The 15,827-nt window shown below is 62.4% G+C and carries 12 protein-coding genes; 5 read left to right on the forward strand and 7 right to left on the reverse strand.

Annotated elements, in window-relative coordinates; genetic code table 11:
- Positions 1–11: 11 nt before the first annotated feature.
- From G6N83_RS02245 to ispG, 4 genes are all read right to left on the reverse strand, one after another.
- Positions 12–1,874: a lipase family protein gene (locus G6N83_RS02245; RefSeq protein WP_241246252.1), complete on the reverse strand. Its 1,863-nt coding sequence runs from the start codon at positions 1,872–1,874 to the stop codon at positions 12–14.
- A 149-nt stretch (positions 1,875–2,023) separates the two neighbouring features.
- Positions 2,024–3,070, reverse strand: coding sequence for a hypothetical protein (locus G6N83_RS02250; protein WP_165138880.1), 1,047 nt, complete (start codon positions 3,068–3,070; stop codon positions 2,024–2,026).
- 17 nt (positions 3,071–3,087) lie between these two features.
- Positions 3,088–4,854 (reverse strand): proline--tRNA ligase, encoded by a 1,767-nt coding sequence (locus G6N83_RS02255; protein ID WP_165138882.1) that lies wholly within the window; start codon positions 4,852–4,854, stop codon positions 3,088–3,090.
- Between the two features lie 137 nt (positions 4,855–4,991).
- Positions 4,992–6,122: a flavodoxin-dependent (E)-4-hydroxy-3-methylbut-2-enyl-diphosphate synthase gene (gene ispG / locus G6N83_RS02260; RefSeq protein ID WP_165143043.1), complete on the reverse strand. Its 1,131-nt coding sequence runs from the start codon at positions 6,120–6,122 to the stop codon at positions 4,992–4,994.
- 275 nt (positions 6,123–6,397) lie between these two features.
- On the opposite strand from ispG, the gene G6N83_RS02265 reads away from it, so the two are divergent.
- Positions 6,398–8,329 (forward strand): anthranilate synthase family protein, encoded by a 1,932-nt coding sequence (locus G6N83_RS02265; protein ID WP_165138884.1) that lies wholly within the window; start codon positions 6,398–6,400, stop codon positions 8,327–8,329.
- Positions 8,330–8,345: 16 nt separating this feature from the next.
- On the opposite strand, the gene G6N83_RS02270 is transcribed toward G6N83_RS02265, so the two are convergent.
- Positions 8,346–9,620, reverse strand: a complete 1,275-nt coding sequence (locus G6N83_RS02270) for a M50 family metallopeptidase (protein ID WP_165138886.1) — start codon at positions 9,618–9,620, stop codon at positions 8,346–8,348.
- A 93-nt stretch (positions 9,621–9,713) separates the two neighbouring features.
- On the opposite strand from G6N83_RS02270, the gene G6N83_RS02275 reads away from it, so the two are divergent.
- From G6N83_RS02275 to G6N83_RS02285, 3 genes are all read left to right on the forward strand, one after another.
- Positions 9,714–10,325: a hypothetical protein gene (locus G6N83_RS02275; protein ID WP_165138888.1), complete on the forward strand. Its 612-nt coding sequence runs from the start codon at positions 9,714–9,716 to the stop codon at positions 10,323–10,325.
- A gap of 114 nt (positions 10,326–10,439) precedes the next feature.
- A complete protein-coding gene (locus tag G6N83_RS02280) occupies positions 10,440–11,135 on the forward strand; it encodes a YcnI family protein (protein ID WP_165138890.1) in 696 nt (231 codons plus the stop codon).
- A 74-nt stretch (positions 11,136–11,209) separates the two neighbouring features.
- Positions 11,210–12,844 (forward strand): Mur ligase family protein, encoded by a 1,635-nt coding sequence (locus tag G6N83_RS02285; RefSeq protein ID WP_241246253.1) that lies wholly within the window; start codon positions 11,210–11,212, stop codon positions 12,842–12,844.
- Between the two features lie 7 nt (positions 12,845–12,851).
- On the opposite strand, the gene dxr is transcribed toward G6N83_RS02285, so the two are convergent.
- Both dxr and G6N83_RS02295 read right to left on the reverse strand, forming a co-directional pair.
- A complete protein-coding gene (gene dxr, locus G6N83_RS02290; RefSeq protein ID WP_165138892.1) occupies positions 12,852–13,937 on the reverse strand; it encodes a 1-deoxy-D-xylulose-5-phosphate reductoisomerase in 1,086 nt (361 codons plus the stop codon).
- 10 nt (positions 13,938–13,947) lie between these two features.
- Positions 13,948–14,898: an FKBP-type peptidyl-prolyl cis-trans isomerase gene (locus G6N83_RS02295; RefSeq protein WP_165138894.1), complete on the reverse strand. Its 951-nt coding sequence runs from the start codon at positions 14,896–14,898 to the stop codon at positions 13,948–13,950.
- A 142-nt stretch (positions 14,899–15,040) separates the two neighbouring features.
- Between G6N83_RS02295 and G6N83_RS02300 the strand changes: the two genes are divergently transcribed.
- A complete protein-coding gene (locus G6N83_RS02300; RefSeq protein ID WP_165138896.1) occupies positions 15,041–15,820 on the forward strand; it encodes a lysophospholipid acyltransferase family protein in 780 nt (259 codons plus the stop codon).
- Positions 15,821–15,827: the final 7 nt, after the last annotated feature.

Here is a 15,827-nt window from a genome sequence, read left to right on the forward strand (position 1 = left end):
AGCCCAGCTCCCTAGGGCTGACAGCCAACCAGAGAATACGGGGTCGACTGCTCGATCTGCTCGGGGGTGGACGTCATCGCAGCATCCGCCCACCTCAGAAACGGTTGCAGCGCGTCCGAACCGGGTTGCAGGATGTCTTGGTGTCCACGATCTGAAACTTCACGAGTTCGCACGAGCTCGCCCTCTTCGCACAGATTTTCGGTGAATGTCCGCTGGGCCTCGGGTGGGATGACGTCGTCTTCGGCACCCCAAGCAAAGAACATGGGTGAGCCCCACGGACCCGTCGGCACGTTTTCGGCGAGGCGGCGACCGAAAGCACCGACAGTTAGGTCTCGCGTGCGCACAGGAGAATCTTCGGATAGCCCAAGCGCTGTCAGCGCGGAGACCATGAGGCCCGGCTCGCTCAGGCAACGCTGCGACATTTCTCGGATTATCGATCGCGCCCCGGTTGCGACGTAACGCGACAGCTCAATGTCGGGGTAGGTCTCGGCGTAAGGAACCAGAACCCAGGACATCATGATCGTCAAAAGTGCGCCGGCATCGTCGGATGTCAAGCGTTCGGCGAGGTCGAGAGGGTCTGCCGCGGGTGCAAACGCGGCGGTGCCGACAATGTCGAGCCCCGGGGTGTACTCCTCGACAATCTGCGACGTCCACAGTGCTGCATGCCCGCCCTGTGAGTGGCCCGCTGAGATCGTGGTCGGCGAGAGCGTCAAATCGCTGAGCTCTCCGGCCGCTAGCACAGCGTCCAACGCCGACCGGGCCTCGCCCACACCGATTAGGTAGGGAAAATGGCCCTCTGCGCCCTGCCCCGAGTAGTCGGGTGCGACAACAATCCATCCTCGCGCCAGCATCTCTTCGAGAGCGGGTATCGCCCATTTTGTGGCGGTACCGTCGCTCAGACTCGGCGCGCAGCCCTGCGCGATGCCGGTCGTACCATGGTTCCAGATCACCACTTTGTGGGGACCTGGACTGAGTTCGGTGGGCTGAATGACCATCGCGCTCGCAATAGCCGCATCCCCCGCCTCATCTTCAGTCGTGTAGAGGATCCTTCGCACTTCGCCGGAGCTCGGCGCGCGCCCAGCGTAGTCGCCCTCACGAATGAGTCGTCCGTGGCCTTCGGGCACGTCGCTTGGCGGATCATAAAAACTGTCGACGACCGGGGCACCGTCGGCGAGCCAGTCGTTGAGTTGCCAACCGGTGACCATCGTCACCACAAGCAACATCGCGAGCCCGTAGCGGCCGAGAGCAACCCATATCTTGACCCGACTAGACCTCACCGGCGGTGCGGCATCCGCTTCGCGTGATCGGCGACGCTTTTCGATCAGGCCGCGCACACCGGTGATGATGAGCTCGATACCGAAGATGATCGTTCGTACACCGAAAAGCACAGCCACGGCAAGCAGCGTGACGTCTGGCCAGCTCAGCGAGAGCACTCCGAACAGAATCTGCGCCGTGCCCCAAACCAGTGCGAGCACACGTGCGCTCAACGCTCGAGGCGACAGGGCGTCGCCCACCGAGGCGAGACCTGCGATGACCAACAGCACAGCGAGCGCGACCGGGAGAAGTTCGATGCTTCGACCCAGCCAGACCAAAATCAGGATGCCGCCGGTGATCCATGCTGTCGCGAGCACGCGCCGCCACCAACGCCCACCCGGGTGGCGCGAGACCAGCTCGATCAGGCCCGAAGCGATTGCGCTCAGGCTTACGTATATGCCGAGAAGCACGAGTGACGCCAGCGGCTTGAACACCACAAGCCCGCCGAGGAGCGCGACCCCAATTCCGACCAGCACAATGACGCGCGCGGGCGCGGCTTGCAGCAATCCCGGCAGAGCGCTCCAGCGCAGCCGTCGCGCACGTGGAGCGGTTGAGGTCACTACGAAAGGATAATTGCGTCAGGAACGTGCCCGGCGCACCGCAGCGAGGGTGCCGGCGTTCCGTCGGAGAATTCCACTCCGTCGGAGCCTTTGGTCATATTGACTCCGACCGAACGCGATTCTCCGACGCTACGAGCGCAATCGAGGCGCTACTGGAGCTGCTCAAGCACCGCAGTTGCAACGGCGCTGAGACCCGCGGGGTCTCCGTCGAGGCCATACACCTGCATGACGTTCGGGCCGTCAATCACATAAAGACTCGTGTACGTGCCGGAGTACGCGAGCCCCGGGCCGATGAAGGCACTATCGGCACCAGTGACATCGATGGGCTCGATACCCTCAACCGCGATCAGCTTTTGCATCGCATCGGTGTCAGCAGCCCCCGGCCACATCTCGATTTCGACGACCTTCGATTCGGTGTCGTATGGTGACCCGTCACTCACCGTCCACGGACACCACTGCGTGCGGCCGGCGCCCTCGAGCAGATCCCACGTTGGTCCTGAGGGAATGTTGTCTGAGTGATATGCAGGTTCAGACGCTGCGCGGCCAAGGATAGCTGCCATGTCCAGGCGCGAATCAAGTTCGTCGCAGGACGGCAACGACCACCAGTCTTTTTCGGTCTTGAGTGCCACAGGCTGCGGGTAATTGTGGGATGCCGATTCAACGTATTCAAGGGCCGTGTTCGCGCGTTGCAGGTCGGCGGCCGAATCGCTGCTGACCAGTGTTGCGACAAGGATCCACGTTTCAGAGTCTCCGCCGACCGCGCCGCAGTAGTAGTAGCCGGCCGACCCGCAATCGCTCATGACGTAACGATCGAGCGGAAAATTAACGACACTGTCGGCCGGAGCAACAATCGCCTCGAGTGTCGATAGCTCACCGTTCCATCTGCACGACAGCAGGCCCAGGGTCTCCTCGGGAGGCAAATCTGCTCCCCAAGGCTCATCGAGTTCGGCCTCGCCGACTAGTTCATTCAATTGTTCGGCAGCGAACACCGAGTTGCAATCGCCGGCGAACGGCAATTGCATCGACGCGCGGGTCGCTGTTGGAGTTGGCTCCGGTGTTGGCTTCGCAGTCGCAGTCTCAGTCGGCAAGCTCGTCTCAGTCGCGGTAGGAGCCGCGCTCGCGCATCCGGCGAGCAAAAGTGCTGCAGTCAACGTCACGAAAGAGAGAGTCGAAATTCGTCGCCGGGATGCAGTCATCCCAGAACCCTATGAGACTACGAGCGCAGACGAGCCACCGCTTCTGCGACCGTTACGACATCGCGATCTCCAGAGCGGCGATCCCACAACTCAACGTTGCCTTCAACGGCGCCTCGTCCGACGATGACGATCTTCGGCACACCGACAAGCTCGGCGTCAGCGAACTTCACGCCCGGTGAGACCTTCGGCCGGTCATCGAGCAACACATCCAAACCGGATGCCTCCAGCTCGCTCGACAGCGTTTCGGCGAGTTCGAATGCTGTCACATCGCGGCCGGTGGCCACGACCTGCACGTCGAACGGCGCAACGGCTGCGGGCCAGATGAGTCCCTTGTCGTCGTGGTTGAGTTCCGCGATGTTGGCGAGGATTCGGGTTACGCCGATGCCGTAAGAGCCCATTGTGACGGTGGTCAACTTGCCGTTCTCATCGAGCACCTTGAGCCCCAGGGCTTCGGCGTACTTGCGTCCGAGCTGGAAGACATGACCGATCTCCATGCCTCGGGCAAGGCTAACGGTCCCCGAACCGTCGGGTGCCTCATCGCCTTCGCGCACACTTGCCACCTCAACGAAGCCATCGCCGAAGAAGTCACGGCCAGCCACGAGCGAATGCACGTGCTTTTGGTCCACGTTCGCGCCAGTGATCCAGCTCGTGCCGTCGACAACGCGTGGGTCGAGGAAATAGCGGATGCCGGTGGCAGACTCCTCACCGAGCACAGCACCGGTCGGTGACCACGGGCCGATGTAGCCCTTCACGAGCGACGGGTACGCGAGGAAATCCTCTTCGGTCGCGGGTTCTACCTCGGCGGGTGCAAATGCGACTTCAACACGCTTGTCGTCAACCTCGCGGTCGCCGGGGATACCTACGACCACGAGCTCGCGAGTGCCGTCCAGGTGCGTGAGTGCGAGCACGACGTTCTTCAACGTGTGCGCTGCAGTCCATTCCCCCGCTTCGGGCAGCTCGAGCACCGCATTGACGTGGGCGACAAGCGTTGAAATTGTCGGCGTGTTTGGCGAGTCGAAGATCTGCGCCTCGGGCTGACCCTCGACCGGAAACGGGTCGGGCGCGACAGTCGTGAACGCTTCGACGTTGGCCGCGTAGCCACCTTCGGATCGCACGAAAGTGTCTTCACCCACGGCGGTGGGATGCAGAAACTCTTCGCTTCTCGATCCGCCCATGGCGCCGGCATCCGCCTGAACGATGACGTATTCGAGTCCGAGGCGCTGGAAGATCCGCTCGTACGCGTCACGCTGAGCCTGATAAGAGGCATCCAGGCCCGCATCGGTGTAATCGAAGGAGTAGGCGTCCTTCATCGTGAACTCCCGCCCGCGCAGGAGGCCGGCGCGGGGACGTGCCTCATCGCGGTACTTGTCTTGAATCTGGAAGATCGTCAGTGGCAGATCTTTGTAAGACGAGTACAGATCTTTGACGAGCAGCGTGAAGACCTCTTCGTGCGTGGGGGCAAGCAAGTAGTCGGCACCCTTGCGGTCCTGGAGCCGAAAAAGGGCGTCGCCGTACTCCTCCCAACGACCAGTGACCTCGTAAGGCTCGCGCGGGAGCAGAGCCGGAAAATGCACTTCGTACGCGCCAGCATTCGCCATTTCTTCGCGAATGATCGTCTCGATCTTGTTCTTCACTCGAAGCCCGATTGGCAGCCACGCGAAAACACCTGGCGCTTGGCGCCGGATGTAGCCGGCTCGCACCAGCACCTTGTGGCTGGCGACCTCGGCTTCGGCCGGGTCGTCGCGGAGCGTGCGGAGGAAGAAGTGCGAAAGACGTGTGACCACGAGGCCCAATTCTACGCGCGGCGTCGAGGCCTTCCGCGCGGTGCCCCGCAAAACTCCACCGCGAGGGGTCGCAACAAGCCGCAAAGGCGCATCGCCGCACGACATCATGCGGCGTGTTGCGACCCCTCGGCGGGCGACTACGCGGTGATGACCTGCGCGGTGCCGGGTGCGGCGTTCGGACCCATCGCGTCGGCGATGCGATTAGCCTCTTCGATCAAAGTCTGGACGATTTCGGACTCAGGCACGGTTTTGACGACCTCGCCCTTGACGAAGATCTGACCCTTACCGTTACCGGAGGCAACGCCGAGGTCAGCGTCGCGAGCTTCACCGGGGCCGTTCACAACGCAACCCATGACGGCCACTCGCAGTGGAACTGTCATGTCTTTCAGGCCCTCGGTGACGTTGTCTGCAAGGGAGTAGACGTCAACCTGGGCGCGACCGCACGAGGGGCACGAGACAATCTCGAGCTTGCGCTCACGCAGGTTGAGCGACTGCAGAATCTGGTGGCCGACTTTAACTTCTTCGGCGGGAGGCGCAGACAACGACACACGAATCGTGTCGCCGATGCCTTCAGAAAGCAGGATGCCGAAGGCCGTTGCCGACTTGATCGTGCCTTGGAAGGCGGGGCCAGCTTCGGTGACTCCGAGGTGAAGTGGCCAGTCCCCTCGCTCGGCCAACAGGCGGTAGGCCTTGACCATGATCACCGGGTCGTTGTGCTTGACCGAGATCTTGAAGTCGTGAAAATCATGCTCTTCAAAGAGCGAGGCTTCCCATACCGCACTCTCTGCAAGCGCCTCGGGGGTGGCTTTGCCGTACTTTTCCAGTAGTCGGCGATCGAGGGAACCGGCGTTGACACCGATACGAAGTGACACACCGGCGGCTTTCGCGGCTGCCGCGATTGATCCGACCTGGTCGTCGAATTTGCGAATGTTGCCGGGGTTGACGCGCACAGCGGCGCAGCCCGCATCGATCGCCTGGTACACGTACTTCGGTTGGAAGTGAATGTCGGCGATGACGGGGATCTGGCTCTTCTTCGCGATGATGTGCAGAACGTCTGCATCTTCTTGTGTCGGCACGGCGACGCGCACGATTTCGCACCCAGATGCTGTGAGCTCGGCGATCTGCTGCAGAGTCGCGTTGATGTTTGTTGTCGGTGTTGTCGTCATCGACTGCACGCTGACGGGAGCGTCCCCTCCCACGAGCACTTTGCCGACCTTGATCTGGCGACTCTTACGACGCGGGGCTAGTGTTTCGGGGACTTTGGGCATCCCGATATTGACTGCTGGCACGTCATTAGCCTACGCCGGTCAGCGCTCTTGAGGCCCTGATACGAGCAGCCAGACGTGAAAACAAACGCCAACCGCACGAAGCGCGGCGAAACGGCGGTGAGTGTATGTGGTAATTTTCACGGCATGCACGCGAACCAATCCTGGTGGACCGCCCTCGGGCGGTGAGTTCGCGTTTCCACGAATCCAGGCCGCCGAAACAGGCGGCCTTTTCTCGTGAACGGCGGCCAAGGGCGGACGAGAAGTAAGGACCGATCATGACCGACGATGTCTCTTCAGCAACGGGCATTGCACTGCTCGAACGTCTGCGAGCTGCGGCATCCGATCAGCCCCTTGTGCTGCTCGCGCGCGAGGGCGGCGATGTCGAGGTACTCACCGGTGCTGTCGTCGATGTCGATGCGCTCGCTGACATCCCCCTGCTCGATGCCTCCGGCACCCCGCAGGAAGTGCTTGCCCTCGTGCCTTACCGGCAGGTGCGCGAGCGCGGTTTCGAATGTCACGATGACGGCGCACCACTGCGCTGTGTCGTCGTTGGCGAGCGCGCGCTGATTACTCGGGAGGATGCACTCGGTGCACTTCCGACACGAGAGATTGCGCTGACCGGAGCCGGCTTCGACATTCCTGATGCCGAATACGCCGACATCGTGCGGCGCGTGATTGCTGACGAGATTGGTCGCGGCGAAGGTGCCAACTTCGTGATTCGTCGCGACTTCACTGCGCGCATTGATTCTTCCGAGCTTGAAGCGGCGCTCACCTGGTTCCGTGCGCTTCTGAGTCAAGAACGCGGCGCCTACTGGACCTTCCTGATTGCCACGGACGGCCACATCGCCGTCGGAGCAAGCCCTGAAGCCCACGTCAGCGCCCGCGACGGCGTTGTGACGATGAACCCGATCTCTGGCACATTCCGTCATCCGGTTGGCGGCGCGACGGCCGAAACGCTCACCGAATTTCTTGAGTCGACCAAAGAGACTGAAGAGCTCTTCATGGTGGTTGATGAAGAGCTAAAGATGATGAGCGCCGTGTGCTCGGATGGTGGCCGGATTACGGGCCCCCGGCTCAAGGAGATGTCGAGACTCACACACACCGAGTATGTCCTTGAGGGGCACAGCACACTGGATCCGCGCGCCATCTTGCGCGAGACGATGTTTGCGCCAACCGTCACGGGTTCTCCCATGCAGAACGCGTGCACCGTCATTACACGCCACGAACGCGGTCCCCGCGGCTACTACTCCGGAGTTGCGGCACTCTTCACTCCGCGCGAGCACGTCGCCGACGGCGAATCGACGCACGATCTCGATGCACCCATTCTTATCCGCACCGCGTATCTGGTTGACGGCACGCTGCGAGTTCCGGTCGGGGCAACCCTCGTGCGCCACTCGGACCCGATGGGAGAAGTCAGCGAGACTCACGGTAAAGCGGCGGGAGTGCTCGGCGCGATCGGTGCAATTGCCCGCGACGAACCTGCAGTCGATCCCGATGCTCCCGCTCTCGATCGTCCGCCGCTTGCCGAAGACCCGGCGATCGCGCAATTGCTTGCCTCGCGAAACGCGCGACTGGCCGCTTTCTGGTTGGAGCCGCAGGGATCTGGTGTCGAGGGGCCGTTCATCGGGCTGAGCGCCGTCGTCGTGGATGCCGAAGATCGCTTCACGACAATGCTCACGCACCAGTTGCGACACCTCGGCCTCGACGCCCGCATTGTGCCGTGGAATGAGGTCACCGAAGAGCAACTCGATGCGGCCGATATCGTCGTGGCGGGACCTGGCCCGGGTGACCCGCGCGATGCGAACTCTGCGCGAATGGAGCGCATGAGAGAAATCGTCGCTCGTCGCGTCGAACAGCGTCGGCCGCTTCTTGCGGTGTGCCTGTCGCACCAGATACTCGCGCATCTGCTCGGCATCGAACTCGCACCGCTGGCGCACCCACACCAGGGCTTGCAACTCGAGGTCGACGTGTTTGGTCAGAAGGCATCCATCGGGTTTTACAACACGTTCACCGCGCACGTCGAGCCAGGTACGACGTCGACTTCGCGCGCATCCGTGTCAGCCGATACCCGGTCGGGAGATGTCTATGCGCTGCGTGGTCCCGGTTTCGCTTCGGTGCAGGGCCATCTCGAGTCGATACTTTCCCGAGATGGCATGCGCACTCTGCAGCAATTGATCGCCGACGCATTACACCCAGCGGAAGCGTAGAAAGCCGCGAGCTCGTCTAAAAGATCGAAAGCGGGTTCACAAGGTCGGCAACGATGAGGATTGCTCCCATCGCAAACAGCAGAATTACGACCACGAATGTCACCGGAACAAGCTTTGTGGCATCGACCGGCTTCGGCGCCGGGCGAGCAAAAAGCTTGGCCCACGTTTTCTTGATGCCGTCCCACAGCGCGACTGCGATGTGGCCGCCGTCGAGGGGAAGCAACGGAATCAGGTTGAAGACGAACAGGGCGATATTGAGGGACGCAAGAAGCTGAATGATGCCGGCAACCCGGTTGAGAATCGGTGCGTCCGCCGAGGCCACTTCACCGGCAATCACGCCAGCGCCCACGATTGACAGTGGGCCGTCCGGATCACGATCCGCTCCAGTGAACAACGACACGGCCGTGTCGTAGACCTTCACGGGTAGTTGGGCGACGACGCCGATAACGGCTCCGGTGTTTTCCACCGCTGCGGCGGCTCCGGTCCACACTGGTTGACGAACGTAGTCGACCTGCGAAGTAATTCCGGCGAAACCGACTTCTTCCCCATCCACCTCTCGCACGGCGGGAGTGAGCGTAAGTGTCTGGGTCGCGCCGTCGCGCTCGACGACGACCGCTACCGCGCGCCCGGGGGAATCCTGAATGATCGCGGATGCCTCGGCAAAATCTGTCACGCTCGTCCCGTCTACCGACAGGATCACGTCTCCCGCTTCGAAACCTGCCGCCCCAGCAGGCGCTACGGGGTCTGTCGCGGCGCACTCGCTTGCGCCCTCTGCCGGCACACAGGCGCTGACGGAGGCGACCGTTGTCGTTGCCGTCTGCACGCCGATCCCGGAGTACAGGATCGTCAACAGCAGAACAGCCATCACGAGATTCATGAACGGGCCGCCGAGCATAACGACGACGCGCTTCCACACCGGAAGCTTGTAGAACACGCGGTTGTCGTCGCCGAGAGTCTCGTCGTTCGCCATCCGCGCTTCTTGCACCATCGTCGAAAAGAAACGCGTCTTGCGGGCTGGCTTCGCGGCTGCTTCGCGCTCCCGTTCCGCGGGAGATGGCGGATACATGCCCGCCATGGAGATGTATCCGCCGAGCGGGAGTGCTTTGAACCCGTACTCGGTCTCGCCCTTCCGACGCGACCACAGGGTGGGGCCGAACCCGATCATGTACTGGCCGACGCGCACCCCGAAAGCCTTCGCCGGGGCAAGATGGCCCAGCTCGTGAACGGCAATCGACACAGCAAGTCCGACGACGAGCACAACGATGCCGATAACAAAGGCGATGACAGTCACAGAGCCACGGTAGCGGTGGATGCCTTTGAACGAGCCGTGACTGTATCGGTAACGCGATTAGGATCGTCGAGAACCCCGATCGAGGAGCCCGCTGTGACAGTTCGCCAATTGCGAGCGCTTCGCGGTGCGCTTGCGGCGATCATCTCGGTGATCCTGGCCTCGGTATCCCATACTGTCGGTGGTGGCGAGCCGCCCTCGGCCGCCCTCGTGTGCGCCACAATTCTCTTGGCCTGGCCTGTTGCGACGTTTGCTGTCGGTCGCACCCGCGGGGTGTTCGGCACCTCGGCCGCGGTGTTGAGCGCGCAAGCGCTCCTGCATATCGCGTTCGCGATGACCGCGGGTGTAACGCTCGACAGCACCCTCGTTCCACCCGGAATGCACCAACATCACGAAATGGTCGAGCTACTCGCACCGGCGACCGAGATGTCGATGGGCTGGCCAGACACTCCCATGCTGACCGCGCACGTCGTCGCGGCCATCGCGGCCTTCGCCGCTCTTCGTCACGGCGAGTCGGTCGTAGCTCTCGTTCTCGTTGCGCTGTGGCAGGTCGCTGCGCGCGCCGGCGCAGTGCCGTCCTTTCCGGCACACGCGGCACCGAGCGCCCCCGTCGGTGCTGTCGAATTCACCCTGGCACGCATCCTTGCCGATGCACCTTTCACACCCCGCGGTCCGCCGTCTCTTCTCGGCGATTCTCGTATCGCCTGATTCGTGGCGTTGATTCCTCACAACGTCTCATCAGTTGCGCGCATAGAAAAATTTGCACGCGCATCCGCTTTCATGGCGCTCTTTGGCGCCGCAAAACACAGAAGAGAAACTTTTATGCACACTCCCACATCACGTCGCCGCCGCATCGGTTCAGCGATCGCTGGCACCGCTCTGGCCGCCGGGCTTGTTCTCGCAGCGCCGCTTGCTGCGAGCGCTCACGTCACGGTAGCCCCCGACACGGATGCCGTTGCCGGCGGGTACGGCGTTCTCACTTTCGCGTTCAGCCACGGCTGCGACGGTTCTCCGACGACGTCGCTCGACATCGAGATTCCCGATGGTCTCGCCTCGGTTTCGCCGACGATCGAGGCCGGTTGGTCAATTGATGTCACGCGCGACGGCGAAGACGGACTCGTAAAGCGCGTCGTCTACACCGCCGAAGAGCCCGTGGAATCTGGCCTGCGCGCCACCATTTCGCTGGGCGTGAAGTACGAAGACGATACGGCAGGGCAGACCCTTGCGTTCCCCGTTACCCAGGTCTGCGAATCAGGTTCGACCGAGTGGACTCAGGTTCCGGCGGATGGCCAGGACGCCGAAGAGCTCGAAAGCCCCGCCCCGGCTGTGACTGTTGGCGAAGCGACGGCTGAATCAAGCGGCGAGCACAGTCACGATGCCGATGCCGACACTGAAGACGACACCGCTTCCGCTGATGCCGCTTCGGCGGTCGGAATCGGGCTCGGGTCTGCCGGCTTCGTGCTCGGGGCTGCGGCTCTTGTCGTCGCCACCGTCGCCCTGCGGCGTAAGAAGGCATAACACGCGACGACACGGGGGATGCCGCGCTGCAACTCCGCGGTATCCCCCGCTGTCATCTGGTTGAATGAGTTGCAATGATGACGCCAAAATCCGCGCACGAACCGGCGCCGAATCTTCCTCCCGTACTACGACCTGAAAAGCCGCAGTCACGTGCTCTTACCGACCTTGCCGCCCGCTTTGGCAGCGAGGTCCGAGGTGAGATCACCGGCGTCTCGCTGACGGGAGTCACCCTGGCAACAGCTGATCTTCGCGCGGGCGAAGCCTTCGTCGCTATGCAGGGCGTCAACCGCCACGGCGCCGAATTCGCGCCAATCGCGGCCGACCGCGGCGCGGTTGCCATCGTGACTGATGCTGCCGGCGCGGAGATCGCGGCGGACGCTGGTCTCCCCGTGATCATCGTCGAAAACCCCAGAGCCCAGCTCGGCGATATCTCGGCGTGGGTATACGGTACCGGCCCAGACGACGACCTTCCGCTGCTTTTCGCGACAACGGGCACCAACGGAAAAACCAGCGTGTCGCACATCCTCGAGGGCATCTTGACGCAGCTCGGCGTGTCCACCGGTCTTTCTTCGACCGCCGAAAGGCACATCGCTGGGCAAGTCATCGTGTCACGCCTCACGACACCCGAGGCATCCGAGTTCCACGCGTTACTCGCACTCATGCGCGAGCGTGGCGTCGAGGCTGTTGCCGTCGAAGTTAGCGCTCAGGCTCTCAGCCGTCACCGTGTTGACGGCATGATGTTCGATGTCGCGGGCTTCACTAATTTGAGCCACGACCACCTTGACGACTACGCAGATATGGCGGAGTACTTTCAAGCCAAACTTCCTCTTTTCCACGCTGACCGGTCACGGCGGGCCGTCATTTGCCTTGACTCCGCAGCAGGTGCCGACGTCGTCGCGGCGTGCGAAGTGCCGTGCGTGACCGTTGCTACCCCCGATATCGCCGAGGATCCAGAAGCGGCAGCGGCAGCTGATTGGGTGGTTGCGATTGATGAAGAGCGGCCCGATGGCACCACATTCACCCTGAGCGGCGCGGCCGGGTCACTTACGACGACAGTGCCCGTGATTGGCCGCCACATGGCGGCCAATTCCGCCCTCGCGATCGTCATGCTCTTGGAAGGCGGCTACGAGTGGGCAGATCTCCGGGCCGCGCTCGACGGGCGACGCATCGAGGCTCATCTTCCTGGCCGTACTCAGTTGGTATCAGGGCTCACGGGTCCCGCCGTCTACGTGGACTTCGGCCACTCCCCCGACGCATTTGAAAAGACCCTCGCGGCGATTCGGCGAGTTACGCCGGGGCGAGTGCTGATGCTCTTCGGAGCTGACGGCGACCGTGACGCTACCAAGCGGCTCGACATGGGTCGAACTGCTGTTGAAGGTAGCGATATCTTGGTGATCACAGACCACCATCCGCGATTCGAGGATCCTGAAGGGATCAGATCCGTTCTCCTCAAGGGTGCTCGACAGGCTCGTCCTGACGCTGAGATCTACGAGTTTTCACCACCGGAACGTGCCATCGTCGAGGCCGTCGGTCTCGTGTCGGATGGTGACGCGATTCTGTGGGCGGGTCCAGGACACCAGGACTACCGCGACATTCGTGGCCAGCGCACACCGTATTCGGCGCGGGAACTCGCCAGACGAGCTTTGCGCAACGCAGGGTGGCCCGTGCCAAATCCGTCGTGGGCCGTACCCTATTCCGACGAAGAGTAACCGTCGCTCAGCTTCGGGCGATTAGTTCGTCGGCCCTTCGGCGGGCCCAAGCTTCGGCATCCGCGAGGCTATCGAGGCTGAGGGATGCTGGAGCTTCGTGGGCGTCGACTGTCCGCTGCACCGTCTCGATGATGCCGGGAAACGATAGCCGTCCCTCATGAAAAGCGTCAACCGCCTGCTCATTGGCCGCATTGAAAACGGCCGGAAAAGTCTTTCCCGCTCGGCCCACTTCTTTCGCGAGGGAAACCGCGGGGAAGGCACCTTCGTCGAGCGGCTCGAACACCCATGTCGATGCCATCGCCCAGTCGAGCGGCGCTCCCACGCCACTGACTCGATCGGGCCATGCCAAGCCCAGCGAGATCGGTAGTCGCATGTCGGGCGGGGAAGCCTGAGCAATCGTTGAGCCGTCCCAGAACTCCACCATCGAGTGCACTATCGACTGAGGGTGGACCACGACGTCGATGTGGTCATAGTCAACGTCGAAAAGCAGGTGGGCTTCGATGACTTCCAAACCTTTGTTGACCAGTGTCGCCGAGTTCGTTGTGACGACCCGTCCCATGTCCCACGTCGGGTGTGCAAGTGCCTGGGCGGGAGTCACGTCTTCAAGCTGCGCGGCTGATCGACCGCGAAAAGGCCCACCGGATGCGGTTAAAACCAGGCGCCGCACCTCACCGGTGTCGCCCGATCGAAGGCACTGGGCGATTGCGGAGTGCTCCGAATCGACCGGAACGATCTGCCCGGGAGCGGCTTTCGCTTTCACGAGTTCGCCACCGACGATCAACGACTCTTTGTTTGCCAGAGCAAGCGTTCTACCCATCTCCAAGGCTGCGAGCGTTGGTCCAAGCCCGACCGAGCCGGTGATGCCGTTCAGTACGACGTCAGCATCGACATGCCGCACAAGCTGCTCTGCCTCAGCCACGCCGAGAGCTGTGTGCTCAACGCCGAAGGCTGCAGCCTGAGCGTCGAGCTGGCCACGGTTGGTACCCGCGGCCAGCCCGACGACTTGGAATTGTTCACGACGCTCGGCGATGACATCCAGCGCCTGGGTGCCGATCGATCCCGTGGAGCCAAGAATGACAATGCGCCGAGGCATCCGAACGTCCTTACTCGGTAGTCGCGTGCTGCGTGCCGAGAATGTCGACCACAAAAACGAGGGTTTCACCAGCGAGTGCGTTGGTGTTGTCCTCACTCGCTTCGCCGTAGCCGTACTCCGGTGGGATCACAACCAAAACCTGCGACCCAACGGTCTGGCCCTCGAGCGCCTGCTGGAAGCCCGGCACAACCTGGGTCGTCACAAAGCTCGTGGGTGTCCCGCTTTCCCAGCTGGAGTCGAAGACGGTTCCATCCGACCACTGCACACCCGTGTACTGCACCAATACCGTGTCGCCGGATTCGACGACCGGGCCGTCACCGAGCTTCAGCGTGTCGAGCTCGACATCTGTCGGAGCGTCGGAGTCCGGAAGAGTAATAGTCGGAGCACCGTCGTCGTCGAGAACGACAGTCGGGAATCCGTCGGCGGGCGTCTGCTCTTCGCCCCATGCTGCGGTAGGAACGATTTCGAGAGAGTCGATGACGTACACACCGGCGGCGCTCGAATCGGTTTCAGGGAAAGTCGCAACCGCCCGCGTGCCGATAGGAGCGCACCCGAAAATCTGACCGAATGCGGCATCAGGAGAAACCTGCTGCGGCAGGAACTCGCCGGGCTCGTAGCCGACACTGTCAACCAACTCGCCGGTGTCTGCGTTGTAGACGGCAATTCCGTACGACACGAAGTCACCGGCCGAAACTGTCTCGCCGGTTCCCTCTGTCACAATTGTGGACTCAAGTTCGCTGATGTCGAGAGGTGTGTCGAAAGTTACGTCTTCAGGCATCGAGCCGAAGTCGCCCGAAACAGAGACGGCATCAGATGCGGTACCTGAGTCGACAGCAGCGCTACAGAGGTCTGAAACCTCGGCGCTGGGGCTGGCCTCGGAGTCGCCGGAGCCGGAGCACCCAGCAAGGGATAGAGCGGCGATAGCCGTAATGGACAAAGCTGCGAGCGAACGAATGCGCACGGAGGACCTCAATCGGTGTCGGGCGGGAGTACGACTATCCTCCCCCATCAGGATATCGACTAGCTGAGTGCCGCGCCGGAACGCACGGACCCGCGCGGTACCTATGCAAGGGGGAGCATAAAGATCGGAGTAGCCTCGTCTGGTGACCTCCGACGAGACGCCCGATGACTCCGCGCGCCCCGAAGACGCGACGCCGGTCAAAAATGTGGGCTTCGCATATTTCTTCAGCCGACGTATCGTCGCGCCGCTCGCGAGGGTCGTCTACCGGCCCCGCATCGAGGGCCGGCACCACGTACCGCGCCAGGGTCCGGTGATCTTCGCGAGCAATCACCTGTCGTTCATCGACTCGTTCGCAATCCCCATGTCGGCACCTCGTCAGGTGCATTTCCTTGCCAAGGCAAGCTACTTCGACGGCCCAGGTCTTCGCGGCCGCATATCTCGCGAGTTCTTCACCGCGCTCGGCGCGAGTCCGGTTGAGCGAGGTGCTGGCCAGGCAGCACTCGACGCCCTCGACGCCCAAGAGCGAATGTTGAAAGCCGGCAAAGCCATCGCCCTCTACCCCGAGGGCACTAGATCCCTCGACGGCAGACTCTATAAGGGCCGCACGGGGGTCGCTTTCCTCGCGCTCCAAACCGGAGCTCCGGTCGTACCCGTTGGTCTCGCTGGAACCAACGAAGCAATGCCCGTTGGGGCAAAATTTCCGCGGCTTCATCCGCGCATTGCAGTGCGATTCGGTGAGCCCCTCGATCTCAGCCACCATGGCCCGGCAACCTCCGGAAAAGCGCGCCGACTTGCCACCGATGAGATCATGGCTGCGATCCATGAACTTTCCGGCCAAGAGCTAGCGGGCACCTATAACGAGGTTCCTGCCCACAACCCGATCGAGCGGATCAGACAGGTATTCCCCCACGAGCGGCGCTGAGGTTGAT

The organism is Microbacterium endophyticum (assembly GCF_011047135.1).
Classification (GTDB): Bacteria; Actinomycetota; Actinomycetes; order Actinomycetales; family Microbacteriaceae; genus Microbacterium; species Microbacterium endophyticum.